The following is a 22,754-nucleotide window of genomic DNA, read 5'->3' as shown; positions in this document are numbered from 1 at the left end:
CTTCATTCGGAGGAGCTGTTCGGGTCAGGGAGCAATCCCTCCCGTGCGGCCAGGCGTTTCGTGGTCTGTATTTCATCCTCGAGGTAGGTGTTTGGCTCGGGGAAGATTTGCTCCACCAGGACGCAGAGCCGAAGGGCCTTTTCCAGGGATTCTTTCGTCCGCTCGAGATTCCAATATCTGAGTTTGAAGAACCACGCATTCTCGAGCGTCGCCAATGCCTTCTGTTCTCCTTCTTCGTAGAGCTTCATCGCACTCAGCGGGTCGTTCTGGAAGGTATCCAGGAAATTGCCCAGCTCCAGAACGACGGGAGCACTGCGGCCCGAACCCAGGATGGCCAGTTCGAGGAGGCGCTGGATTTCGGAGAATACCTCCTCCGGGCTTCTGCCGGGTTGGTCGATGACCTGTTGCAACCGGGCCAGGTAGAGAAGGTTGGGGGTGAAGGCAGGACAGTCTTCCGCGAGCTCTCGAAGCAGTCTCAATTGCTCCGGGTTTCCTCGCCCGTGCTCACCGGCTTTTCTGGCCATCTCGAATTTCTTGACCAGTTCCTCCACGCTGAGATGTGTCATGAGATTACACCCCTACAGCTTCTCCATCAGCCGTTTGGGATTCTGAAGAATCTTGACCACACTGTTGAGCTGCGCCTTGGTCGCCAGGCTGAAGTCTTCCCGCTCCAGCATTTGTTTGAATTCGAAGAGCGTGTAGTCCTTGAGTTGTGAGGGGAAATCTCGTGCGCGCTGGAGCGTGGCGGGAAGCTGTCCTACCCGCGTATTCAGCAAGGAGATCTGTCCAACATTCGCGCGGCCATGGGGGCAGCGATGAGCCCCGAGGCTTTTGCCTCGGCAATCAAGGCTTGCGCCTCCTCGAACTGGCCGTTGTTGATGAGAGCCCAGATTCGAGCGGGGACCGTGTTGCAGCTCTCGTCAGCCGTGTCCGTGGTCAGGTGTGTATCTGGCTCCTGGCGGACCGCGCTGCTTTCATGGCTGCATCCGCTCACAAGAAGAATGGCTCCCATGAGGAGCATCAGGCAGGTCTTCATGCTTGGGCTCTCTTGGTGGGATTTCTTGTCATGGGATGAGGAGCGCACACATTCATGGGGTGCGCTCCTCCCGGACGACAGCGCGCTACTTCGCGCGCCCTTCCTTCCAGGCCTGCAGGAGCTGCTCATAGGGCACGGTCTCGCCCTTGGGCTTCTCGGTGAGGAGCTTCGCGTGCGGAGCTCCCGGCGCGTCCAGCCAGAAGCTCGCCTCCTTCACCGGGTTGAGCTTGGGCGGGCAGTTCTGCATGCCCGCGCGCTCCAGCCGGCCCAGCACGTCGTCCATCTGCTCGGCCAGTGTGTCCATGGCCTGCTGCGGCGTCTTCTCGCCCTCGACGGCCAGGCTGATGTTCTGCCACCACAGCTGCGCCAGCTTCGGGTAGTCCGGCACGTTGGTGCCCGTGGGCGTCCACGCCACTCGCGCCGGGCTCCGGTAGAACTCCACCAGGCCGCCGTACCGGTCCGCCACCTTCGTCACGTGCTCGGAGCGCACGTCCGAATCGCGCACCGGCGTCAGCCCCACCAGGAACTTCTTGAGCGACGTCGTCTTCGCCACCGTGAACTGCGCGTACAGCCACGCCGCCTTCCGCTTCTCCAGCGGGGTGCTCTTGAGCATCGTCCACGAGCCCGTGTCCTGGTAGCCGAGCTTCGTGCCCTCCTGCCAGTACGGGCCGTGCGGCGAGGGCGCCATGCGCCACTTCGGCGTGCCGTCCGCGTTCACCACCGGCAGCCCCGGCTTCGTCAGCGCCGCCGTGAAGCCCGTGTACCAGAAGATCTGCTGCGCCACGTGGCCCTGGCCGGGAACCGGGCCCGCCTCGGAGAACGTCATGCCGGCCGCCTGGGGCGGCGCGTACTGCTTCAGCCACTCGATGTACTTCGTCAGCGCGTACACCGCGGCCGGGCCGTTCGTCTCGCCGCCGCGCGCCACCGAGGCTCCCGCCGGGTTGCAGCCCTCGACGCGGATTCCCCACTCGTCCACCGGCTTGCCGTTGGGCAGGCCCTTGTCTCCCACGCCCGCCATGGACAGCCATGCGTCCGTGAAGCGCCAGCCCAGGGACGGATCCTTCTTCCCGTAGTCCATGTGGCCGTACACCCGGACTCCGTCGATCTCCTTCACGTCGCGGCTGAAGAACTCGGCGATGTCCTCGTAGGCGGACCAGTTCACCGGCACGCCCAGCTCGTAGCCGTACTTCTTCTTGAAGCGCTCGCGCAGATCCGGCCGGCTGAACCAGTCCTGGCGGAACCAATACAGGTTGGCGAACTGCTGGTCCGGCAACTGGTACAGCTTCCCGTCCGGACCGGTGACGAAGCTCTTGCCCATGAAGTCGTCGATGTCGAGCGTGGGCAGCGTCACGTCCTTGCCCTCGCCCGTCATGAAGTCCGACAGCGGCACCACGTGCCCGTAGCGCACGTGCGTGCCAATCAAATCGCTGTCGTTCACATACATGTCATAGATGCTGCGGCCCGACTGCATCTGGGTCTGCAGCTTCTCGATGACATCGCCTTCCTGGATGAGATCGTGCTTGACCTTGATGCCGGTAATCTCCTCGAAGGCCTTGGCCATCGTCTTGGCCTCGTAGACGTGGGTGTCGATCGTCTCCGAGACCACGTTGATGGTCTGCCCGCGGTAGGGGGCGGCGGCCTCGCGGAACCACTTCAGCTCCGCGAGCTGCTGCTCACGGGTGAGGGTGCTCGGCTGGAACTCCTGGTCCACCCACTTCTCGGCGGCCTTCTCCAGCACGGCCAGGTCCGCCTGCTGTTGCTGGGCGGTGGCGGGCTTCGCGCCTTCCTCTGGCTTCGACTCCTTCTTGCATCCGGCGATGGGGACTGCCACGGCCAGAGCCAGCACACACTTCAACGTGTTCTTCAACGGGTTACCCCCAGCGAGCAATGAAGAGCATGAACAGCAACGACAGACCCAAGGCGTTCCCAAGAGGGGCATCCGTCAGCCCCACCCATGCGAGGTGGATGAAGGCGCTGCCCATGAGGCCCACGAAGAGGCGGTCTCCGCGGGTGGTGGTCATGGGAAGCAGGCCCCGGCGGGGCAGGGAAGGAGAGCGGATTCCCCAGACGGTATAGGCGGCGAGCAGCAGCACGATGACCACGAAGAAGCCGGCCGTCGGCGCGGTCCAGGCCATCCATTCCAGGTCCATGGGGGCTCACACCCTTCCCAGGGCGAAGCCCTTGGCGATGTAGTTGCGCACGAAGTAGATGACGACCGCGCCGGGCACGAGCGTCAGCACTCCGGCGGCGGCGAGCAGGCCCCAGTCCATGCCGGCGGCGCTCACGGTACGCGTCATGGTGGCGACGATGGGCTTGGCCTCCACGGACGTCAGCGTGCGCGCCAGCAGCAATTCCACCCAGCTGAACATGAAGCAGAAGAACGCCGTCACGCCCACGCCCGAGCGGATGAGCGGCAGGAAGATGCGCACGAAGAAGCGGGGGAAGCTGTACCCGTCGATGTACGCCGTCTCGTCGATCTCCCGCGGCACGCCGGACATGAAGCCTTCCAGGATCCACACGGACAGGGGCACGGTGAAGAGCATGTGCGCCAGGGCCACGGCCCACGGCGTATCGAACAGACCGATGCTCGAGTAGAGCTGGAAGAAGGGGAGGAGGAACACGGCCGGGGGCGACATGCGGTTGCTCAGCAGCCAGAAGAAGAGGTGCGAGTCCCCGAGGAAGCGGTAGCGCGAGAAGGCATAGGCCGCGGGCAGCGCCAGCAGCACGGAGAGCACGGTGTTGATGCCCACGTACGTGAGCGAGTTGATGTAGCCGTTGCTCCAGTCCGGGTCGGTGAAGATGGTGACGTAGTTGGCGAACGTGGGATTCCGCGGCCAGAGCGTGAAGCCGCCCAATATCTCCTCGTTCGTCTTCAGCGACATGCCCACCAGCCAGTAGATGGGAATGAAGCTGAGCAGCAGGTACAGGGGCACGGCGAGGCGTCTCATCGCGCCTCCTTCGAGCCCGCCGTCGCCGTCATCGCCGTGTAGAAGATGTAGCTGAGCAGCAGGATGACGAGGAAGTAGACGAGCGAGAAGGCCGCCGCCGGGCCGAGGTCGAACTGGCCCACCGCGAGCCGCGTGAGGTACTGGCTCAGGAAGGTGGTGGCATTGCCGGGTCCGCCGCCGGTGAGGACGAAGGGCTCGGTGTAGATCATGAAGCTGTCCATGAAGCGCAGCAGCACGGCGATGGTCAGCACGCCGCGCAGCCGGGGCAGTTGGATGAAGCGGAACGTGGCCCAGGCCGAGGCGCCGTCGATGCGGGCCGCCTGGTAATAGGCCTCGGGGATGGCGCGCAGGCCCGCGTAGCAGAGCAGGGCCACCAGCGGCGTCCAATGCCACACGTCCATGAGCAGCACCGTGAGCCAGGCATCCAGCGCGTTGGACGTATAGTTGTACTCGACGCCGAGCGCGTTGATGACCACGCCGAAGAGGCCGATGTCCCCGCGGGCGAAGATCTGCCAGATGGTGCCCACCACGTTGAAGGGGATGAGCAGGGGCAGGCCCAGCAGCACCAGGCATACGGATGCGGCGCGGCCCTCCTTGGGCAGCACCAGCGCGAGCGCCACGCCCAGTGGAATCTCCAGGGCCAGCACCGCCAGCGAGAAGCCGAGCTGCCGCCGCAGGGCCCCGTGCAGCTCCGGGTCCCTCAGCACCTTGCGGAACCACTCCGTGCCCACGAAGACCCGCTGCTCCGGTCCCAGGATGTCCTGCACCGAGTAGTTCACCACCGTCATCAACGGGATGATGGCGCTGAAGGCGACGGCCACCAGCACCGGCAGCACCAGCAGCCAGGCGCGCTGATTCGTGGGCTTGTTCATGGAATGGCTCGGCCTCCGGCGTACAGCGTCGTCCAGCGCGGCGGCAGCTCCAGCCAGCAGGCCTCGCCCGGCGCGAGCCGCTCCTCCTCGGGCAGCCGCACCTTCAGGGCCTGTGTCCCCAGCCGCGCCGTGGCCAGCTTGTGCCGCCCCAGGTCCTCCACCTGCGTCACCTCGACACGCACCGAGCCCGGCGTGCCCTCGGGGACGCGCCGGAGGAACTCGGGACGGATGCCGAGCCGCAGCTCGCCCCCGGCCTCCCGCGCCCGCGCGCACACGCCCGCGTCCAGCGGCAGCCGCTGTCCCTCCACCACCACCGCGCCCTCCTCCACCGTGCACGGCAACAGGTTCATCCCCGGGCTGCCGATGAAGTAGCCGACGAAGGTGTCCGCCGGGCGCTCGAAGAGCTCCTGCGGCGTGCCCACCTGCACCACGCGCCCCTGGTTCATCACCACCACCCGGTCCGCCAGCGTCAGCGCCTCCACCTGGTCGTGCGTCACGTACACCAGCGTCATCTTCAGCTGCTCGTGCACCTGCTTCAGCTTGCGGCGCAGCAGCCACTTCACGTGCGGGTCGATGACCGTCAGGGGCTCGTCCAGGAGGATGGCCGCCACGTCCCGGCGCACCAGGCCCCGGCCCAGCGAAATCCGCTGGCGCATGTCCGCGGACAGCCCGCTGGCCCTCCTGCGCAGATCCGGAGTGAGCTCCAGCAACTCCGCCACCTCCTCCACCCGTGCCCGCGTCTCGGCGGTCCCCAACCCCCGGTTGCGCAGCGGGAAGGCCAGGTTCTCCGAGACGCTCATCGTGTCGTAGATGACCGGGAACTGGAACACCTGGGCGATGTTGCGCCGCTGCGGCGGGGCCACGGTGACGTCCACTCCGTCGAAGAGCACCTGTCCCTGGGTGGGCTTCAGCAGGCCGGAGATGATGTTGAGCAGCGTCGTCTTCCCGCACCCCGAGGGTCCCAGCAGCGCGTAGGCGCCACCGTCCTCCCAGACGAGCTCCAGGGGGCGCAGCGCGTAGTCCTGCTCGGACGCGGGCGCGGGCACGTAGGCGTGGGCGATGCCGCGGAGCTCAATCCTGGCCATGGGCGGGCGCCTCGGAAGAGAAGGGGGGCGCGGCCACCAGCCGGCCCTCGGGGCTGAACACGAACATCCGGGAGGGCGGGGCGAACAGCTCCACCGGCGCGCCGTACGGGTGCCGGTGCACGCCCTCCACCTGCGCGGTGAGCACGAGCCCCGCGTGCGCCGCGTGCACGAGTGTCTCGGAGCCGCTCACCTCCTCCACCTCCACGTGTGCGGGGATGCGCACGTCTCCGGCTCCACCGGGCGACAGCCGCAGGTGGTGGGCGCGCACCCCCAGCCGGTAGCGTCCGGGCACGAGCCCCCGCAGGTGCCCGGACAGCGGGAAGGCCACCTCGGGCGACAGGCGCGCTTCCGCCTCCGGAGAGAGCTCCGCGTCCCACAGGTTCATCTGCGGATCGCTGAAAATCTGGCCCACGCGCTCGGTGGCGGGGGACTGGTACACCTCCAGCGTCGGGCCCGTCTGCAGCAGGCGGCCCTCGTGGAGCACCGATGTCTTCCCGCCGAGCAGCAGCGCCTCGGTGGGCTCGGTGGTGGCGTACACCACGACGGCGGGGCGGTTGCGGAAGAGCTGGCGGATTTCCGTGCGCAGCTCCTCGCGCAGCTTGTAGTCCAGGTTGGCCAGGGGCTCGTCCAGCAGCAGCAGCGAGGCGTCCTTGGCCAGCGCGCGGGCCATGGCCGTGCGCTGCTGTTGTCCTCCGCTCAGCTCCGCGGGCAACCGCTGGAGGTAGGGCTCCAGGCGGAGCGCGGCGGCCGTCTCCCGTACGCGCCGGTCCAACTCCTGTCCGCGCAGTCTTCCCGCCAGCCGCAGCGGCGAGGCGATGTTCTCGTAGACGGTGAGCGAGGGGTAGTTGACGAACTGCTGGTACACCATGGCCACGTTGCGGCGGCGCACGTCCACGCGTGTCACGTCGGCCCCATCCGCCCGCAGCGTGCCCCGGGTGGGCTTGTCCAGCCCGGCCATGAGGCGCAGCAGCGAGGTTTTTCCCGCTCCCGTGCGGCCCAGCAGGATGTGGAAGGCGCCGGGTTCGAGCTTCAGGCTGATGTCCGCGAGGTGGGTCTCCCCCTCCACCACGCGCGTGACGCTCTCCAGCTCGATGCCATGGCTCACCCGGTGTGTCCCCTCGATGCGCTACGCCGTGAGTGACCGCGGGCGCATCGTAGGAAGAATTCACGCCGGGTCCAGCTTCGGAATGGGGCCCCGGCACCCTCCGTTAGGGCTGCCAGACGCCCCCATCCGCCTCCTGGGTGGACCCGCGAGCGGTGAGGCTGGCCCCTGGCCCGCTCGCCTGCCTACAGGGCTGGCGGAAGTTTGACACTTGGACGAAAACCTCGTTCCCCGGCCCTCGGACAGTGGCCATGCTCGGAAAAGCCTTGTTCTCCCCAGAGCCTCGTACTCCAGAACCCCGTCACCTGCTGCAGACATTGAAGGCGGAGACGCGTGCGCACCATGAGCGCGCCGAGCGCGTGGTACGCCTGATGTCTCCGGACCTCACTCCCTCCGGCTATCGTCGCCACCTGGAGGCGCTCTACGGCCTCCACGCCCCGTGGGAGGCCTCCCTCGCCGCGTGCCTGGAGGGCCGCTTCCCCGAGCTGCGCCTCGCCGAGCGGCGGAAGGTGCACCTGCTGGAGGAGGACCTCCGGGCACTCGGACACGATGGTGCCTCGCTGGCCCGCCTGCCGCGCCACCCGGGCCTGCCTTCCCTGTCCGAGGTTCCCGAGGCGCTCGGGACCCTGTACGTCCTGGAGGGGTCGACACTCGGTGGGCAGCTCATCCTGCGCCACCTCACCCGCCACTTCGAGGGTGCCTCCGTGGGAGGGTTCGTCTTCTTCCGGGCCTATGGCGAGTCCGTGGGGCCCATGTGGAAGGCCTTTGGCGAGGCCCTGCCGCGTGCCTGTCCGGAGCCGGCACTCGCGCCCCGGGTGGTGCGCGGCGCCCAGGACACCTTCGAGGCCTTCGAGGCCTGGCTTCGGGAGTCCCATGTCGACGCGCCCTCCTGTCTCTGAAGCGGAGCTCTCGCAGTGCGAGCGCGAGCCCATCCACCTGCTGGGGGGCATCCAGCCCCACGGGGTGCTGCTGGCCTTCTCGGAGCCGGACCTCACCTTGCGGCTGGTGAGCGCCAACACCGAGGCCCTGCTGGGGCGTTCGCCGGAGGCGCTCCTGGGCCAACCTCTGCCGGGCCTGTTCCCTCCCTCCTCGCTCGCCCTGCTCACCCGGGCCCTGGCCCAACCCGTCTCCGGCCTGCTGCGCCTCGAGGCCGCGGGCCGCTTCTTCATCGGCGTTCCGCACCGCAGCGACGGGCTGGTGGTGCTGGACCTGGAGCCCACCGCGGAGGGCACCAACGAAGAGGAAGCGCTGGGGATGGTGGACCTGCTCCTCTCGCCGCTGGCCCGCGCTCAGGGCCCCAAGGGCCTGCTCCAGGCGGCGGCGGAGGCGGTGCGCGCGCTCACCAGTTTCGACCGGGTGATGGTGTACCGCTTCGACGCGGACTGGCATGGCGAGGTGCTGGCGGAGAGCCGCGACGAGTCCATGGACGGCTTCCTGGGCCTGCACTTCCCCGCGAGCGACATCCCCGCCCAGGCCCGCGCCCTCTACACGCGCCACACGCTGCGGCTCATCGCCGACGCGCGCGCCGAGCCCGTGCCGCTCCGGCCTCCCGTGCTGCCCTCCGAGGGACGCCCGTTGGACCTGTCCGGCTCGGCCCTGCGCAGCGTGTCCCCGGTGCACCTGGAGTACCTCGCCAACATGGGGGTGGGCGCCTCCATGTCCATCTCCCTGCTGCGCGACGGCCGTCTCTGGGGCCTCATCGCGTGCCACCACCGCACGCCCCTGCTGGTGCCGCTCGCCACGCGCCGCGCTTGTGATGTGCTGGCCCGGCTGGTGTCGCTGCAACTCGCCGCCGAGGAGCGCGCCAGCGTATCCGCCGAGCTCGCCCGCCGCGCCCACTTCCAGACGCAGTTGGTGGAGCGGCTCTCCGAGCAGGCGGCGACGCTGCCCACGGCCCTGTCCCAGCAGGCGGAGCTCCTGCTCGGCCTCACCGGCGCGGGCGGGGTGGCCCTGCTGCTCGGCGAGGCCCCGGTGCTCGTGGGCCAGACGCCCTCCTCCGAGGACGTGCGGGAGCTGGCCCTCTGGCTCGCCGGACAGCATTCCGACGGGACCTTCCACACGGAGCGGCTCGCACGGCACCACCCGCCGGCCGCCGAGTACGCGGATGTGGCCAGCGGGCTGCTCGCGGTGCGCCTGGACGAGACCTCGCCCCGCTTCATTCTCTGGTTCCGCCCGGAGGTGGCGCGCACCGTCACCTGGGCCGGCAATCCGCAGAAGCCGGTGGTGCCCGGGCCCGGTGCCAGCCGCCTCCATCCGCGCGCCTCCTTCGACGCCTGGCGGGAAACGGTGCGCGGGGCGAGCCTCTCCTGGACGCCCGAGGACGTGGCCGCAGCGGAGGGTTTCCGCTCGGCCCTGGTGGGCGTGCTGCTGCGCCATGCCGCCGCGCTCGCCCGCTCCAACGCGGAGCTGGATGCCTTCGGTGGCACCGTGGCGCACGACCTCAAGGAACCGCTGCGTGGCATCCAGCAGTACGTGGGCTTCCTCCTCGAGGACCATGGCGAGCAGCTCGGCGAGGAAGGGCAACGGCAGCTCGAGGAGGTGCGCTGGCTGGCCGCACGCACCCAGGGGCAGATGGATGCCCTCTTCGAGTACAGCCGCGCGGGGCGGGTGGAGCTGGCCTGGGGCGAGGTGGACATGCATGAGCTGGTGGACGAGGTCCTGCTCACCGTGTCCGCCCGGCTCCAGGAGAACCAGCTGGAGGTGCGTGTCCCCCGCCGCCTGCCCCGCGTGGAGTGTGACGGGGTGCGCATCCAGCAGGTCTGGGTCAACCTCCTCACCAATGCCGCCAAGTACCACCAGTCCAGCGGGCCGCGCCGGGTGGAGCTGGGCTACCACGGTCCGGGCGAGCCCCTGTCCCATCCGGCGCGGCGGCGGGCGGATGAGTACGTCTTCTATGTGCGGGACAACGGCATCGGCATCGCCGAGCGGTTCCACGAGGACATCTTCGAGATGTTCCGCCGGCTGCACCCGGCCCACTCCTACGGGGGCGGGAGCGGGGCGGGTCTCGCCATTGCACGGCGGCTCGTCCGGCTGCACGGGGGCGAGCTGTGGGTGGAGTCCTCGCCCGGCCAGGGCTCGACCTTCTTCTTCACGCTGGGAGAGAGGCCCCTGTGATGGAACGGCCCCTGCTGCTGGTGGAGGACAGTGATCCGGACGCGGAGGCGCTGGTGCGCGTGGCCCGCAAGCTGCCGCTGTCCGTGCCCGTGGTGCGGGTGCCGGATGGGGAGTCGGCGCTCGACTACCTCTTCCAACGGGGGGCGTACGTGGGGGCTCCCCGGCCGATGCTGGTGCTGCTGGACCTGAACCTGCCGGGCATCGGTGGCCAGGAGGTGCTCGCCCTGCTAAAGGCAGACCCGGTGTTGCGCACCCTGCCCATCATCATCTTCTCCAATTCCACTGAGGCGCGGGACGTGAGCTCGGCGTACTCCGGAGGCGCCAACAGCTACCTCTTCAAGCCGGGTGACGCCGTCGGGTTGCAGGAGGCCGCGCGCGCGCTGGAGTGCTTCTGGTTCAACGCCGCGCGGCTTCCCGGACTGGAGGAGCCCAGGGGATGAGCCTGCGTGTGCTGCTCATCGACGACAGCCTCGCGGATCAGCGGGCGCTGCGGCGGGCGCTGGAGAAGGATACGGAGACGCGGTGGGAGGTGGAGCTGGCCAGCTCCGCCGAGGAGGGCCTGGAGCGCCTGCTCCACCCGCCGTTTCCCGACGCGCTGGTGCTGGACTTCCACCTGCCGGGGATGGATGGGGTGTCGCTGCTGCGCGAGCTGCGCGAGCGGTGCAAGGAGCGCGCGCCGGCGGTGGTGGTGTACACCGGCAGCGGCAGCGAGGCCGTGGCGGTGGAGGCGATGAAGGCCGGGGCTCACGACTACCTCCTCAAGGAAACCTTCACCCCGGAGCGGTTGCGCCACAGCCTGCACGCCGCGGTGGAGAAAATGCGGCTGACGCACGAGCTGGAGGACCGCCGCCGCCAGGCCGAGCACGCCGAGCGGGTGGCGCGCGAGGCCCTCGCGGTGCGTGACGAGTTCTTCGCCATCGCCACGCATGACCTGAAGGGGCCGCTGCAGAGCATCCTGCTGAGTACGCAGCTGCTGCGCCGTCAGCTGACGCCGGAGTCGCAGACGGCGGGGGTGAAGATGCGGCTGGAGCAGATATTGAGGGGTACCCAGCGCATGGGGGAGCTGATCGACCACTTCCTGGAGGTGACGAGGGGAGGGGAGAAGCCGTTGAAGCGCGAGCCGGTGGACCTGTTCGCGCTGGTGCGGGTGAAGGTGAGGGAGCTGGGGCCGTTGGTGGCCACGCACCCGGTGCACCTGCACGTGGAGGGCACGGACTTCCAGGGCCAGTGGGACGAGGCGAGCCTGGAGCGGGTGTTGGACAACCTGCTGGGCAACGCCGTGAAGTACAGCCCGCGAGGGGGCTCCATCGACGTGTGGCTGACGGAGGAGTCGCCGGGACCGGACGGATGGGTGAGGCTGAGGGTGCAGGACCAGGGGATGGGGATACCGGAGGCGGACCTGCCGCACATCTTCGAGCGCTTCCGCCGGGGCCGGAACGTGGCCCCGGTGATTTCCGGCAGTGGGGTGGGACTGGCGAGCGCGCACCGGCTGGTGGAGTTGCACGGGGGCACGCTCACGGTGGAGAGCGAGGAGGGCAAGGGCTCCACCTTCACCGTGCGCCTGCCGCGAGAGTTGAGCGTGCGCGAGTCCCAGGTGGAACAGTCGGCCTGAGACTTCAGGGACCGATGGAGGTGGGGGGAGGAATCGCGGCGCCCACTCCGATGTAGCACTTGCCCTGGTACTCGGCTGCGCCCTCGGTACAGGGTGGGCGTTTGGCGATTTCCATCCAGCACCCGCCGCGGATCTCCACTTCGCCACGCTTTGGATTGCACGGAGGCTTCTTCTGGCCCGCCACGGGTTTGTCGGGCATGGGGAAGCCCTCAATCCCAGTTCCGGGCTCGTCACTCGTGCGGCTGAGGACCAGCTCCTCCACTGTGGAGTTCACCTCCAGGGCGTGCACTTCCTGAAGCGGGCGCTCGATGGGTCGTGGCCAGAGGAACACCGCGAGCGCGAGCAGAGCGGCGAGTGCCAGACCTATCCTGGGTGAGCCGAGCCAGCCCGACGGACGCGGGCGAAACTCCTTCGGGCCTCCCGTCAGGTGGGCTTGCACCGCGGGCCGTGTGTCGATGCGCATGAAGGTCACGGCCCACCGCTCGAGCATCCACGTCAGTTGGCGGGGTTGTCCGTTCGCGGGAGCGTGCTCTACCTCCAGCGCGAGGTAGGGCGGGGTGACGTTGGCGGTGGCGCGCACCTGCCAGCTCTCTTCCGCCCGCAGATCTCCTTTGGGTCCAGGCATGAGCACCAGGGCGGGGTTTCCCGTCTCGGTATTGCGCGCCTCATACAGGCGGCCCAGCCCTCCTCCGATGGCGCGATGGCGCAGGGTGACGTGATACGGCCCCAGCGCTCCTCCGCTCCTGGGTTTGTCTTCCTCTTTCATTTCGATTCTCCCGAGCCCGGTCTCCTAGCACGGCGGTGCGGAGATGACCATACAGGTCTTATCGCGCATCTCTCGCATACCACGTCCGCAGTAGGGTCGTTGGATTGTTCGCGCGAAATAGGAAATCGAGACTAAGCAGTAATTGACATGGATGATGACTTCATGGAAAAACCTGAAGAACCGGGATTGGTGGCCTGAGCCATAACAGGGCCATCCCATGGGCTGAGAATGCAGCTCTCGTCTTCTCATCATCCGCAGCACTGAAGGAGAGATCGTGAACCACATCCGCAAGAACCCGACTCGTTCGATTGTCGCGCTCGCCGTGAGCGGTGCACTGGCGTTTGGATGCTCTGGCGAGCAGCCCACGGACTCGCAGGAGATCGTCGACAACCTGCTGCAGGCCGGATTCCCCGCCGATGACATCATGGTCGTCGGTGACGCCGTCTACGTCGGGCGGGACGCGGAAGTGTCCCTGGCGGCATCTCGCGAGATGCTGAAGGCCCCCGCCGGTACCACCGCGGAGCAGTACCGCACGACCAACACCATCGCCGCGTCCGTGACGAAGATCTGCGTCGACGGCCCGGGGTTCACCGGGGTGTTCAGCACGGCCCTCGACCAGGCGATCCAGAACTACGAGGAGCTGCCGCTCTCCTTCTCGATGGCGCGGGCGCCCAGCACCGGCTGCAGCTTCACCATCAACGCGGTGATCGATCCGAACATGAATGGCGGCGTGGCCGGGTTCCCGTCGGGCGGCTTGCCGTTCTCGAACATCACCATCGGCGGCCAGCTCAGCCAGTACGGCGTCGACACGATCGAGCACGTCATCACGCACGAGCTCGGCCACACGATCGGCTTCCGTCACTCGGACTATTACAACCGCGCCATCAGCTGTGGTCTCGGCGGTGACGAGGGCCAGGCCGGCGTCGGTGCGATCCATATCCCCGGCACGCCGACGAACGCGGTGGTCGGGGGCTCGTACATGAACTCCTGTTTCCGCGCGTCCGAGACGGGTGAGCTGACCGGCAGCGACGTCACCGCGCTGCTCGCGATGTATCCCAAGGGGCCGACCACCATGTCGTTCCGCACCTCCACCGGCCACTACCTGTTCGCCGAGCACGGCGGCGGCGCGCACGTGGGCGCCGATCGCACGGCCATTGGTGGCTGGGAGCGCTTCGTCTACGCCGACGTGAACGGCGGCGAGCTGGTCCACAACGACCTCATCCAGCTGCGCGCCTCCAACGGCTCGTTCATGGTGGCCGAGAATGGCGGCGGCGCGCACGTGGCCGCCAACCGCGCGGTCGGCGGTCCCTGGGAATCCTTCCGCATCATCAACCTCGATGGCTGGAGCGACTTCCTGACCGGTGACCGCGTGGCCCTGCAGGCGTTCAACGGCCAGTACGTGGTGGCCGAGAACGGCGGCGGTGGCAACGGCTTGGGCTCGGTCAACGCCAACCGCTCCGCCATCGGTCCCTGGGAGACGTTCGTCCTCGTCATGCAGTGACGTACGGCCCGCCCGGCTCGCGGCTCCCGGGAGACGGTGCCCCGGGAGCCTGTTTGCTAAGAGGTGGCCGCATGCTCCCCCTGCAACGCTGGTTGCCGCCGGACCAGGCCGCCACCTATCTGCGCCCCTACAGCGAATTCCGGACCCGGGGCTCCCGGATTGGCATGGACGTGGATCCCCAGGTCCTCGCTTACGGTTCCGGCAGGAGTGGGGCCGGGGTGTTCACGGGCGGGCGTGTCCCGTCACTGGCCCTGGAAAACCCCAGGGGCTCGACCTTCATCGAAGGTGATCTCCTCGTCGACGGGTGGCTCGAGAACGTGGGCGGACTCGTCTTCGTCCGCGGCAATCTCGTCGCGCAGACGCTCTACACGTGCGGCTACCTCGTCGTCCTCGGAGAGCTCCGCGTGCGCCGTCTGTTCGGGGAGGACGAGCCGTATGGCACGTACATCTTCGGCGACGCTTACGTCGAGAGCGCTGTCTTCTCCCACAACCACCCGTTCGACGTGTGGGGACGGGCGGAGCTGGGCGCGGTGGTCCATGACGAGTCCGACGGGCACGAGGCCCTGCGGCAGCGGCTCGTCACCTGGGGCATGAGTCCCGGCCCCCGGTGGGAGGACATCCAGGATGACGTCCGAGCCGGCCTCCGCACGCTCGCCGAGCGCTGGGGTCCGCTTTCCGAGGAGTGGGCCGCGCGCCGGTACACCCTGAAACCGGAGGAGACCACCGAGGCCGAGCGGCTCCAGGTGCTCAGGCCTCCCATCCTCACGGAGCTGGAGGAGTGGCTCCGTTCGACGGAGCTCACCCAGCGGCAGCAGCTCGAGGAGCTCCGCGCCCGCTGGCTTCCCCGGCTGGGGGACGCCGCCGTTCGTCCCGAGGCCGCGCGCCTGATTCGCAAGGCCATCAACTCCAAGAAGCTCGCCGGCGAGCGGGACGCCCTCTTGAAGGCGCTCGAATAGCCCCGTGACGCGCTCGCCTGCTCGCCGCCCTCTCCTCGACCCATGCCCGGGGCTGTGACACAACGGAGGCGCTGATGCCCCCGCTGCTCCGCCTCGCCGTCCTGCCGCTCCTCGTGGTGCTCCTCCCCGGCTGTCGCGCCGAGCGGCCGCCCCCGGGCATCACCGTGCTCATCGAATCCCCACCCGAGAGCCTGGACGACCGGTTCACGCTCTCGGCCATGGGCCAGCGCCTCGCCCAGCTCATCACCCCGGGCCTCATCACCCTGGATGACACCAGCACGCCCGTGCCGGACCTGGCCGAGTCCTTCCGCGAGCTGTCTCCCACCCTCGTGGAGCTCACCCTGCGTCCGGGGCTCACCTTCCATGATGGCAGCGCCCTCACCACCGAGGACGTGAAGGCCACCTACGACAGCATGTGGGACCCGGCCATCGCCAGCCCCCGGGCGGAGCGGTACGCGGCCGTCGAGCGGGTGGAAGTGGTGGACGCGCGCACGGTGCGCTTCCACCTGCGCCGGCCCTATGCGCCCCTGCTCTCCGAGCTGTCCCTGGGCATCCTCCCCGCCGAGCGCGCCTCAACCGCCGGCAAGGAAGTCCAGGGCCGGGCTCCCATCGGCGCGGGCCCCTTCCGCTTCGCGTCCCAGCCGGACGAGGACCACCTCACGCTGGTGCCCTTCGCGGGCCACTACCGCGGTGCGCCCGCCATCCCCCGGCTGCATTTCCGCGTGGTGCGCGACGAGACGACGCGCGTGCTGGAGCTGCTCAAGGGGCGCGCGGATCTCGTCCTCAACGCGCTGTCCCCGGCCGTGCTGCCCGCGCTGGAGCGCGAGCCCTCGCTGCGTGTCCTCACCAAGGAAGGCACCGGCTTCGCCTACCTGGGCCTCAACCTTCGCCACGGGCCGCTCGCGGACGCGCGGGTGCGCCTGGCCCTGTGCCACCTCGTCGACGTGGGGCCGCTCGTCACGTACAAGTTCCACGGGCTGGCGGTGCCCGCCAACGGCATGCTGCCACGCACGCACTGGGCCTGGGCTCCCGTCTCCGGCTGCCGGTACGATCCGAAGGAGGCCGCCCGGCTCCTGGACGAGGCCGGCTACCCGGACCCGGATGGTCCTGGCGGTGCGCCCCGTCTCTCCTTCCAGCTCAAGACGAGCACGGACCGCTTCCGCCGCTCCGTGGCGCTCGTCCTCCAGGAGCAGCTTTCGCGCGGTGGCGTGGCCGTGGAGGTGCGCTCGCTCGAGTTCGGCACCTTCTTCAATGACATCCGCCGGGGCAACTTCGAGCTCTTCACCCTCAAGTGGGCCTCCGTCATCGAGCCGGACCTGATGCGCAGCGCGTACCACTCGGGCAACGTGCCCACGGAGGCCAACCACTGGGGCGGCTTCAACCGGGGCGCGCTGCGGGACGGAGCGCTCGATGCCCTCCTCGACGAGGCCAGCCGCGTCTCCACCCCCGAGCGCCAGGCGCTCTACGCCCAGGCCCAGGAGCGATTGGGCGTGCTGGTGCCCGTGGTGCCCCTGTGGCACGAGAGCTCCGTGGCGGTCGTCTCCCGCCGGCTCCAGGACTTCGCGCCGAGTGCCCACGGCCGATTCACTCCGCTGGCACTGGCGAGGATGGTGGAGCCATGAGGCGGCTCGCCTCGGCGGCGGTGGCCCTGTCCGGTGCGCTGCTGCTCGTCTCGCTCTTCCTGCACCTGGTGCCGGGAGATCCCATCGACGTGATGCTGGGCGAGGAGTCCACCCTGGTGGATAGAGAGGCCCTGCGCCGCGCCGTGGGCATGGACCAGCCCGTGCACCTCCAGTTGTGGAACTTCACCCGGGACTTCGTCACCGGGGAGTTGCGCACCTCGGTGCCTCCCTTCCAGAAGAAGGTGATGCCCTCCATCGGCGCGGCCCTGCCCCTCACGCTGCTGCTCGCGCTGGCGGCCATGGCCGTGGCCCTGGTGCTGGCCCTGCCCCTCGGAGTGGCCGCCGCGGCGCGCCGGGGCACGGCGGTGGATACGGCCGCCATGAGCGCGGCGGTGGCCGGCGTGGCGCTGCCCCGCTTCTGGCTCGGGCCGGTGCTCATCATCCTCTTCTCGCTGAAGCTGGATTGGCTGCCCGTGTCCGGCGCCGAGTCGTGGCGGCACCTCGTCCTGCCCGCCTTCACCCTGGGCACCGCGCTCTCCGCCTTCCTCGCGCGCATGACCCGCGCCGCCATGCTGGAGGCCTTGCGCGAGGACTACGTCACCGTCGCCCGCGCCAAGGGGCTCTCTCCCCGGACCGTGCTGTGGCGCCACGCCTTCCGCAACGCCCTGCTGCCCATCCTCACCGTGCTGGGGCTCGAGTTCGGCGCCCTGCTCGGCGGCGCCATCGTCACCGAGAAGGTCTTCGCCTGGCCCGGCATGGGCACCCTGCTCCTGAGCGCCATCGAGAAGCGCGATTACAACACCGTGCGCGCCACCGTGCTCGTCTTCACCTGCTGCTACGTGCTCGTCAACACGCTCACCGACGTGGCCTATGCGCTCGTCGACCCGCGCGTGCGGAGGCGCGCATGAGGCTCCGCATCCGTTCCGTGGGGGGGCGCTTCGGTCTCGCCGTGGCGGGGCTGCTCGTTCTCGTCGCGCTGCTCGCTCCCGTCCTCAGTCCTCACGCGCCGGAGGCCATGGACCTCGCCACCGAGCTCGCGCCTCCTCGTCCCGGCCATCCGCTCGGCACGGGGGAGAACGGCATCGATCTGCTCACGCATGTCTTGTATGGCGCCCGCGTGTCGCTCGTCGTCGCCGCGTTCGCCGTGGCGCTCTCGGCCCTGGTGGGCACCGTGCTCGGCGGCCTCGCGGGGTTCCTGGGCGGGCTCGTGGACGAGGCGCTCATGCGGCTCACCGACGTGCTGCTCGCCTTCCCCGGCATGCTCCTGGCCATCTTCATCACCGCCGTGCTGGGGCCCTCGCTCACCCACGTCATCTTCGCGCTCAGCTTCACCGGGTGGACGGGCTACGCGCGGCTGGCGCGAGGGCAGGTGCTCACCCTGCGCGAACGGGACTACGTGCAGGCCGCGCGGGCGCTCGGCGCCGGCAACGCGCGCATCCTCTTCCACCACCTGCTGCCCAACGCCGCCGGGCCCCTCGTCGTCCAGGCTACTTCCGCGCTGCCCGGCGCCATCCTCGCCGAGGCCTCGCTCAGCTTCCTCGGGCTGGGGGCGCCTCCCGGGACGCCCTCGTGGGGAGCGCTGGTGGACCAGGGCACGCAGTACCTCCTCGTCGCGCCCCACGTGGCCCTTTTCCCCGGGCTCGCGCTGGCCCTCACCGTGCTCGGCTTCCACCTGCTCGGCGATGCCGTGCGCGATGCGCTGGACCCCAAACACCTGGAGCGTTAGCGCTTCGGTGTTCGCGGCTGATACGGTCGCGAGCCATGACAGACACCGGACTCGATCCCGCCACGCTCCCGCTGCAGACGGCCGCTCCGGATGCGAGTGTGTATCCCTTCACCCAGACGTTCCCGGCGGCACTCGCTCCCGAGGTTCTCTGGGCGGAGTTCACGCGCGCGCTGACGAACTCACCGGACGCCGTGCTTTGGGCCAACGACGTGTCCTTCATCCGTGCGCTGAGGCCCCCGCTCGCCGCGGGCGCGGTGCTCGCCGAGCGCCTGGCGGTTGGTGGCCCGGAGCTGCACTACCGCCTGGTGCGCTTCGAGCCCCCGCGGCTCCTCGAGTACGCTTCCCTGCGAGGCCACCCCCTGGCGTGCAGTGCCGTCGTGACCGTCGAACGCACCGCGAGCGGAAGCACGCTGACCTGGGGGGGCGAGTACCGCGGCTCGGAGCCGCAGCTCGCCAATCTGAAGCGTCTCCACGCGGTCTTCTTCGGGGAGTTCGCCCGCCGGGTCCGGCAACTGGAGTCCACGGCCACCACGGCGGGTTGAGTCAACCGGCGTCGGGGGGGCCGGGCCGTCCGGAGACGGGCAGAAGCCGCGGAAGTAGCGCATCATGCCCGCATGAGCGACCGAGCCCGCCCGCCCGAATCCGTCACCACCATCTATACCCTGGTGCGTGATGGGGATTGGCGGGCGGCCGAGGCCGTGGGCGAGTATCGCGGCAGCGCTGACGATACGCGTGACGGCTTCCTGCATTTCTCCACCGCCGCGCAGGTGCGCGCCAGTGCCGCCAAACACCGCGCTGGCGAGCCGGACCTGCTCCTGATCGAGGTGGACGTCGCCGCGCTCGGAGACGTCCTGCGCTGGGAACCGGCGTCCAGCCGTTCCCGCCCCGGTCTGTTCCCCCACCTCTACGGTCCGCTCCCCCTCGGGGCCGTGCGGAGCGTCACGAAGCTGCCGTTGAGCCCGGACGGGACGCACGCCTTCCCGGCCGGAATCCCCTGAGCGCCCACTCCGGGAGGCCCGGGCCCCTCAGTGCACCGCGGGCAGGCTGCCGCGCAGCATGAAGAAGATGACCACGCCCGTCACGGACACGTAAAGCCAGATGGGCGCCAGCCACCGCGTCACCTTCCGGTGCTTGTCGAAGGCCTTGCGCCACGCGAAGTAGAAGGACAGCAGCGCGCCCGGCACCACGAAGATGGACAGCAGCACGTGGCTGGCCAGGATGCTCAGGTACACCGTCCTCATCACCCCGCCGCCCGCGTAGCGCGTGTCCCCGTGCACGAAGTGGTAGGCCAGGTAACAAACGAGAAACAATCCCGAGGCCGCGAAGGCGGACACCATCAGGTACTGGTGCACGCGCCTCGCCTTGCGGCGGATCGCCACCCAGCCCGCCGTCAGGAACGCCGCCGCCAGCGCGTTCAGGCTCGCGTTCACCGCGGGCAGGAAGCGCAGGTCCACTCCCTCCACCGCGCCTCCTCGGCGGATGAGAAGAAGATACGCGAGGAATGAGAGCGCGGCGGTGGAGACCACCGCCGTGAATACGTAGAAACCGCGGTCGCTCACCGGGGCCCGCGGAGCGGAAGTAGCGTCAGACATGGCGTAGCTTTCTGTCCTGACTGTGCCCCGCATGCAACTGCCGAGGCCTGCTTCTCTGTTACATCAGCAAGCGTATAGCTATTAACGGGAATTCCTGGCATAAGGGCAACCGCAGTCCCCCCGCTGCGCCCCCATTCGGAGGTCCCCGTGCGGCTCGCACGAAGCTTCCTCGCCCCCCTGGCGACCGCTGTTCTCATGGTTTCTCTCCCCGCGCTCGCGGAAGAACCGGTGTGTGCCCCGGTCTCGAAGGTTCCGCTCGAGCGCCATCTGCGCCAACTCTCGCTGGATCTGCTCGGCCGGCCGCCCACGTATGAGGAGTACCAGGCGGCCAAGGCCAAGGGGCAGGTGACGGTCGAGGACGTGCGCGCCCTCATGGACAAGGAGGAGTTCTACGCCCGCATCCGTGCCTACCACCGCGCGCTCATGTGGAGCAACGTGAGCTCCAGCGTCTTCAACAACGGCAACTCGCGCATGACGGGCTCGGGCTCGGCCACGGACGCCATGTCCCTGCGCGGCAACAGCAGCCGCCCGCTGCGCGGCGCCAACGGCCAGACCTGTGACAACGCCATTGCCCAGGACGTGTGCACCGCCCGGCAGGATCCCCATGTGGATCCGCCGCTGCCCGCCACGGCCGCGGCGTGCGCCAAGGAGCGCTACGACGAGCAGGGCGTCCCCATGCCGGTGAGCTGGGACTACGACACCAACTTCTACACCTGCACCCGGCTGGACCGGGACGCGAGCAACAATCCCATCGCCGGCGTGACCTCGTGCGAGGCGGCCATCGACAAGGATTCCTCGCTCGCGCCCTTCCGCTACTTCTGCGACATGCGGCTGGTGGGCACCGCCCTGGTGCCGCACAGGTGCGTGCCCCGGACGGCCACGTTCACCGCGGTCGTGGATCCGGCCGACAGCAACCGCGTGGTGGCCTACGCGGACGGCAGCAGCCGGCTCGACCGCTGCTCGATGAATCTCAACCTGAAGCGCACCAACGGCCTGGAGATCAAGGGCTCCTACGAGCCGCGGCGCGGCTGCGTCCATCGCGAGGGCTTCGTCAACCGGCCCGCGCCCTTCTGGAACGCCGGCGCCGCGAACGTGAAGGTGTGCGCCATCGAGGCCCAGGAGCGCCTGGCCAACCCGTGGACGATGGAGCCGTGCACCACCGCGCGCTTCAACGGTGACCGCAGCTGTGGCTGTGGCGAGGGCATGAGCCGCTGCGAGGCGCCCAACGGCTCCACGCACACGGCCCGCATCGAGGCCATCAACGACGAGCCCGAGCTCATCGCCGAGTCGGTGGTGCGCGGAGACGAGCCCTACTTCAACATCCTCACCACGCGCCGCTCCTTCGTCAACGGCCCGCTGTCCGAGATGTACCGGAACACCCAGCAGGCCGTGGGCGTGTTCAGCGTGACGCCGCCGGCCGAGCCCCAGGCGCTGCCCAGCCTGCCCTTCGCGCAGGCGGACACCTGGAAGGAGTACGTGCGTGACAGCTCGCACTCGGGTGTGCTCACCACGCCCGCGTTCCTCTACCGCTTCCCCACCCAGCGCGCGCGCGTCAACCACTTCTACGCGGCCTTCCTGTGCAAGTCCTTCGCGCCGCCGGACAACGCCCGCCAGCCGGCCGCCGAGGACGCGTGCAACCGGGAGAACAACCTGGCCAAGCGCTGTGGCTGCAACTACTGCCACGCCACCATCGAGCCCACCGGCGCCCACTGGGGCCGCTACGCCGAGCGCGCCGCGCTCTTCCTCAAGCCGGAGCAGTTCCCCCGCTATGACCCCAAGTGCCGCGACTGCGCGCTCTCGGGCAACACCTCGTGCGGTGGCGAGTGCGGCCAGTACGTGATGCAGGCGTACGACGGCGATGGCGCCAACTCGCTGGGCCTGCTCAAGACGTACCTCTACCGGACCGCGGACGAGGAGAACAACATCGAGAGCGGTCCGGCCCTGCTGGTGCAGCGCATGCTGCAGACGGGAGACCTGGAGCGCTGCGCGGTGCGCCGCGTCTGGCAGGAGTTCCTCGGCCGGCCCATGTCGGCGGAGGAGCAGCGCATGTATCTCCAGCCGCTCGCGGATGACTTCGCGCGGGACGGCCACCGCTTCAAGGCGCTCATCGAGCGCGTGGTGATGTCCGATGCCTACCGGAGGATCGACTGATGCGCCGCCTGCTTCTGTCCGCACTGCTCGCGCTCGGCGCCGCCGGGTGTGGTGAGAAGACTCCCGCCGCTCCGCCCCCGGTGGACGGCCAGCTCGAGCCCGTGGGCAACCCGCACGGGGACATGGGCACGCCGCTGCCGGACCCCGAGCTGCAGGATGGCCGGGTGGGCCGCTCGCCGCGCCGGCTCACCGTGACCCAGCTCGCCCGCTCCATCGAGGTGGCCGTGGGCCGCCCGTGGGCGGGCCTCGAGGGCGGCCTGGCCACCACCCTGGGCCGCGCCGACTACGCGCTCGTCAACCAGGAGAGCACCGAGCCCAACCTCGTCTTCGCCAAGTTCCTCGAGGACGGGGCGCGCGAGGTGTGCATGGCCCAGGCGGCCGCCGAGAAGAGCCTGGCCTCTCCGGAGGCGCGCGTGCTCAGCCGCACGATTCCCGGCCCGCTCACGGATCTGCGCAAGCTCTCCGACGCCCAGGTGCGCGAGCTGCTCGTGTACCTGTCCACCCGCTTCTGGGGCTCGCCGCTGCAGGGCGACGAGCTGACGCGCTGGGCCACCTTCTTCACGAAGGCGGCGGCGCGCGCCGAGGCCATCACCAACGGCCGTGACCAGGCGCTGGCCGCGGTGTGCATCGCGTTGATGACGGACTCGCGCTTCCTCACCTACTGACGGCTC

24 protein-coding genes are annotated in these 22,754 nt (G+C 69.2%); 13 read left to right on the top strand and 11 right to left on the bottom strand.

Annotated elements, in window-relative coordinates; translation table 11 throughout:
* Positions 1 to 2 precede the first annotated feature (2 nt).
* The 9 genes from BO221_RS24580 to BO221_RS24540 form a co-directional block, all read right to left on the bottom strand.
* Complete coding sequence (locus tag BO221_RS24580; protein ID WP_073562939.1) at positions 3 to 566, bottom strand: hypothetical protein; 564 nt, start codon at positions 564 to 566, stop codon at positions 3 to 5.
* A 12-nt stretch (positions 567 to 578) separates the two neighbouring features.
* Positions 579 to 776, bottom strand: coding sequence for a hypothetical protein (locus BO221_RS24575; protein ID WP_073562938.1), 198 nt, complete (start codon positions 774 to 776; stop codon positions 579 to 581).
* The gene (locus tag BO221_RS24570; RefSeq protein ID WP_073562937.1) at positions 770 to 1,036 is read right to left on the bottom strand and encodes a hypothetical protein; all 267 of its coding nucleotides are present in this window, start codon (positions 1,034 to 1,036) and stop codon (positions 770 to 772) included. The genes BO221_RS24575 and BO221_RS24570 overlap by 7 nt, the downstream gene beginning before the upstream one ends.
* Positions 1,037 to 1,121: 85 nt before the next feature.
* Positions 1,122 to 2,903 (bottom strand): ABC transporter substrate-binding protein, encoded by a 1,782-nt coding sequence (locus BO221_RS24565; protein WP_073562936.1) that lies wholly within the window; start codon positions 2,901 to 2,903, stop codon positions 1,122 to 1,124.
* Between the two features lie 4 nt (positions 2,904 to 2,907).
* Positions 2,908 to 3,186 (bottom strand): DUF2160 domain-containing protein, encoded by a 279-nt coding sequence (locus BO221_RS24560; RefSeq protein WP_198956176.1) that lies wholly within the window; start codon positions 3,184 to 3,186, stop codon positions 2,908 to 2,910.
* 6 nt (positions 3,187 to 3,192) lie between these two features.
* Entirely contained in the window at positions 3,193 to 3,984 is a 792-nt protein-coding gene (locus BO221_RS24555) for a carbohydrate ABC transporter permease (protein WP_073562935.1), read from the bottom strand.
* The gene (locus tag BO221_RS24550; RefSeq protein ID WP_073562934.1) at positions 3,981 to 4,856 is read right to left on the bottom strand and encodes a carbohydrate ABC transporter permease; all 876 of its coding nucleotides are present in this window, start codon (positions 4,854 to 4,856) and stop codon (positions 3,981 to 3,983) included. The genes BO221_RS24555 and BO221_RS24550 overlap by 4 nt, the downstream gene beginning before the upstream one ends.
* Entirely contained in the window at positions 4,853 to 5,941 is a 1,089-nt protein-coding gene (locus BO221_RS24545; protein ID WP_073562933.1) for an ABC transporter ATP-binding protein, read from the bottom strand. Before BO221_RS24545 ends, BO221_RS24550 begins: the two co-directional genes overlap by 4 nt.
* Positions 5,928 to 7,046 (bottom strand): ABC transporter ATP-binding protein, encoded by a 1,119-nt coding sequence (locus BO221_RS24540; protein WP_073562932.1) that lies wholly within the window; start codon positions 7,044 to 7,046, stop codon positions 5,928 to 5,930. Before BO221_RS24540 ends, BO221_RS24545 begins: the two co-directional genes overlap by 14 nt.
* 248 nt (positions 7,047 to 7,294) lie before the next feature.
* Here BO221_RS24540 and BO221_RS24535 point away from each other — a divergent pair, with 248 nt between their 5' ends.
* From BO221_RS24535 to BO221_RS24520, 4 genes are read left to right on the top strand one after another with little or no spacing between them, the layout of a single operon-like run.
* On the top strand, positions 7,295 to 7,942 hold the full coding sequence (locus BO221_RS24535) for a biliverdin-producing heme oxygenase (RefSeq protein ID WP_073562931.1): 648 nt from the start codon (positions 7,295 to 7,297) through the stop codon (positions 7,940 to 7,942).
* Positions 7,917 to 10,157, top strand: coding sequence for an ATP-binding protein (locus BO221_RS24530; protein WP_073562930.1), 2,241 nt, complete (start codon positions 7,917 to 7,919; stop codon positions 10,155 to 10,157). Before BO221_RS24535 ends, BO221_RS24530 begins: the two co-directional genes overlap by 26 nt.
* The gene (locus BO221_RS24525; RefSeq protein WP_073562929.1) at positions 10,157 to 10,597 is read left to right on the top strand and encodes a response regulator; all 441 of its coding nucleotides are present in this window, start codon (positions 10,157 to 10,159) and stop codon (positions 10,595 to 10,597) included. The genes BO221_RS24530 and BO221_RS24525 overlap by 1 nt, the downstream gene beginning before the upstream one ends.
* Positions 10,594 to 11,769 carry a hybrid sensor histidine kinase/response regulator gene (locus BO221_RS24520; protein ID WP_073562928.1) on the top strand — a complete coding sequence of 392 codons (1,176 nt, stop codon included), beginning with the start codon at positions 10,594 to 10,596 and terminating at the stop codon, positions 11,767 to 11,769. The genes BO221_RS24525 and BO221_RS24520 overlap by 4 nt, the downstream gene beginning before the upstream one ends.
* Positions 11,770 to 11,773: 4 nt before the next feature.
* Here the strand turns inward: BO221_RS24520 and BO221_RS24515 are convergent, their stop codons facing one another.
* Positions 11,774 to 12,535: a hypothetical protein gene (locus BO221_RS24515; RefSeq protein ID WP_073562927.1), complete on the bottom strand. Its 762-nt coding sequence runs from the start codon at positions 12,533 to 12,535 to the stop codon at positions 11,774 to 11,776.
* Positions 12,536 to 12,809: 274 nt separating this feature from the next.
* Here BO221_RS24515 and BO221_RS57395 point away from each other — a divergent pair, with 274 nt between their 5' ends.
* The 7 genes from BO221_RS57395 to BO221_RS24480 all read left to right on the top strand — a co-directional run bounded on the left by BO221_RS57395 (position 12,810) and on the right by BO221_RS24480 (position 19,338).
* Positions 12,810 to 14,036 carry a M57 family metalloprotease gene (locus BO221_RS57395; RefSeq protein ID WP_304528724.1) on the top strand — a complete coding sequence of 409 codons (1,227 nt, stop codon included), beginning with the start codon at positions 12,810 to 12,812 and terminating at the stop codon, positions 14,034 to 14,036.
* A 71-nt stretch (positions 14,037 to 14,107) separates the two neighbouring features.
* Complete coding sequence (locus BO221_RS24505; RefSeq protein ID WP_073562926.1) at positions 14,108 to 14,992, top strand: hypothetical protein; 885 nt, start codon at positions 14,108 to 14,110, stop codon at positions 14,990 to 14,992.
* Positions 14,993 to 15,066: 74 nt separating this feature from the next.
* Entirely contained in the window at positions 15,067 to 16,614 is a 1,548-nt protein-coding gene (locus tag BO221_RS24500; protein WP_233166242.1) for an ABC transporter substrate-binding protein, read from the top strand.
* Positions 16,611 to 17,522, top strand: a complete 912-nt coding sequence (locus BO221_RS24495; RefSeq protein ID WP_073562925.1) for an ABC transporter permease — start codon at positions 16,611 to 16,613, stop codon at positions 17,520 to 17,522. Before BO221_RS24500 ends, BO221_RS24495 begins: the two co-directional genes overlap by 4 nt.
* Positions 17,519 to 18,340 (top strand): ABC transporter permease, encoded by an 822-nt coding sequence (locus BO221_RS24490; RefSeq protein ID WP_083681325.1) that lies wholly within the window; start codon positions 17,519 to 17,521, stop codon positions 18,338 to 18,340. Before BO221_RS24495 ends, BO221_RS24490 begins: the two co-directional genes overlap by 4 nt.
* Before the next feature lie 35 nt (positions 18,341 to 18,375).
* Positions 18,376 to 18,882: an SRPBCC family protein gene (locus tag BO221_RS24485; protein WP_073562924.1), complete on the top strand. Its 507-nt coding sequence runs from the start codon at positions 18,376 to 18,378 to the stop codon at positions 18,880 to 18,882.
* 72 nt (positions 18,883 to 18,954) lie between these two features.
* Positions 18,955 to 19,338 carry a DUF952 domain-containing protein gene (locus BO221_RS24480; RefSeq protein ID WP_073562923.1) on the top strand — a complete coding sequence of 128 codons (384 nt, stop codon included), beginning with the start codon at positions 18,955 to 18,957 and terminating at the stop codon, positions 19,336 to 19,338.
* A gap of 27 nt (positions 19,339 to 19,365) precedes the next feature.
* Here BO221_RS24480 and BO221_RS24475 read toward each other — a convergent pair whose 3' ends face one another.
* Entirely contained in the window at positions 19,366 to 19,932 is a 567-nt protein-coding gene (locus tag BO221_RS24475; RefSeq protein ID WP_073562922.1) for a DUF420 domain-containing protein, read from the bottom strand.
* Between the two features lie 147 nt (positions 19,933 to 20,079).
* Between BO221_RS24475 and BO221_RS24470 the strand changes: the two genes are divergently transcribed.
* Together BO221_RS24470 and BO221_RS24465 are read left to right on the top strand one after the other, a co-directional pair.
* Complete coding sequence (locus BO221_RS24470; RefSeq protein ID WP_369865508.1) at positions 20,080 to 22,083, top strand: DUF1585 domain-containing protein; 2,004 nt, start codon at positions 20,080 to 20,082, stop codon at positions 22,081 to 22,083.
* Entirely contained in the window at positions 22,083 to 22,748 is a 666-nt protein-coding gene (locus tag BO221_RS24465; protein ID WP_073562920.1) for a hypothetical protein, read from the top strand. The genes BO221_RS24470 and BO221_RS24465 overlap by 1 nt, the downstream gene beginning before the upstream one ends.
* Positions 22,749 to 22,754 lie beyond the last annotated feature (6 nt).

This window comes from Archangium sp. Cb G35 (assembly GCF_001896145.1).
GTDB classification, from domain to species: domain Bacteria; phylum Myxococcota; class Myxococcia; order Myxococcales; family Myxococcaceae; genus Archangium; species Archangium violaceum.
Note: the sequence above shows the minus strand (reverse complement) of the source record. Positions and strands in the feature narration are given on the sequence as shown.

Excerpts from the sequence above, each read along its gene's own strand:
- BO221_RS24580 (WP_073562939.1), bottom strand. The coding sequence starts at position 566 with ATGACACATCTCAGCGTGGAGGAACTGGTCAAGAAATTCGAGATGGCC.
- BO221_RS24570 (WP_073562937.1), bottom strand. The coding sequence starts at position 1,036 with ATGAAGACCTGCCTGATGCTCCTCATGGGAGCCATTCTTCTTGTGAGC.
- BO221_RS24560 (WP_198956176.1), bottom strand. The coding sequence starts at position 3,186 with ATGGACCTGGAATGGATGGCCTGGACCGCGCCGACGGCCGGCTTCTTC.
- BO221_RS24555 (WP_073562935.1), bottom strand. The coding sequence starts at position 3,984 with ATGAGACGCCTCGCCGTGCCCCTGTACCTGCTGCTCAGCTTCATTCCC.
- BO221_RS24550 (WP_073562934.1), bottom strand. The coding sequence starts at position 4,856 with ATGAACAAGCCCACGAATCAGCGCGCCTGGCTGCTGGTGCTGCCGGTG.
- BO221_RS24545 (WP_073562933.1), bottom strand. The coding sequence starts at position 5,941 with ATGGCCAGGATTGAGCTCCGCGGCATCGCCCACGCCTACGTGCCCGCG.
- BO221_RS24535 (WP_073562931.1), top strand. The coding sequence starts at position 7,295 with ATGCTCGGAAAAGCCTTGTTCTCCCCAGAGCCTCGTACTCCAGAACCC.
- BO221_RS24530 (WP_073562930.1), top strand. The coding sequence starts at position 7,917 with ATGTCGACGCGCCCTCCTGTCTCTGAAGCGGAGCTCTCGCAGTGCGAG.
- BO221_RS24525 (WP_073562929.1), top strand. The coding sequence starts at position 10,157 with ATGGAACGGCCCCTGCTGCTGGTGGAGGACAGTGATCCGGACGCGGAG.
- BO221_RS24520 (WP_073562928.1), top strand. The coding sequence starts at position 10,594 with ATGAGCCTGCGTGTGCTGCTCATCGACGACAGCCTCGCGGATCAGCGG.
- BO221_RS24515 (WP_073562927.1), bottom strand. The coding sequence starts at position 12,535 with ATGAAAGAGGAAGACAAACCCAGGAGCGGAGGAGCGCTGGGGCCGTAT.
- BO221_RS24505 (WP_073562926.1), top strand. The coding sequence starts at position 14,108 with ATGCTCCCCCTGCAACGCTGGTTGCCGCCGGACCAGGCCGCCACCTAT.
- BO221_RS24500 (WP_233166242.1), top strand. The coding sequence starts at position 15,067 with ATGCCCCCGCTGCTCCGCCTCGCCGTCCTGCCGCTCCTCGTGGTGCTC.
- BO221_RS24495 (WP_073562925.1), top strand. The coding sequence starts at position 16,611 with ATGAGGCGGCTCGCCTCGGCGGCGGTGGCCCTGTCCGGTGCGCTGCTG.
- BO221_RS24490 (WP_083681325.1), top strand. The coding sequence starts at position 17,519 with ATGAGGCTCCGCATCCGTTCCGTGGGGGGGCGCTTCGGTCTCGCCGTG.
- BO221_RS24485 (WP_073562924.1), top strand. The coding sequence starts at position 18,376 with ATGACAGACACCGGACTCGATCCCGCCACGCTCCCGCTGCAGACGGCC.
- BO221_RS24480 (WP_073562923.1), top strand. The coding sequence starts at position 18,955 with ATGAGCGACCGAGCCCGCCCGCCCGAATCCGTCACCACCATCTATACC.
- BO221_RS24475 (WP_073562922.1), bottom strand. The coding sequence starts at position 19,932 with ATGTCTGACGCTACTTCCGCTCCGCGGGCCCCGGTGAGCGACCGCGGT.
- BO221_RS24465 (WP_073562920.1), top strand. The coding sequence starts at position 22,083 with ATGCGCCGCCTGCTTCTGTCCGCACTGCTCGCGCTCGGCGCCGCCGGG.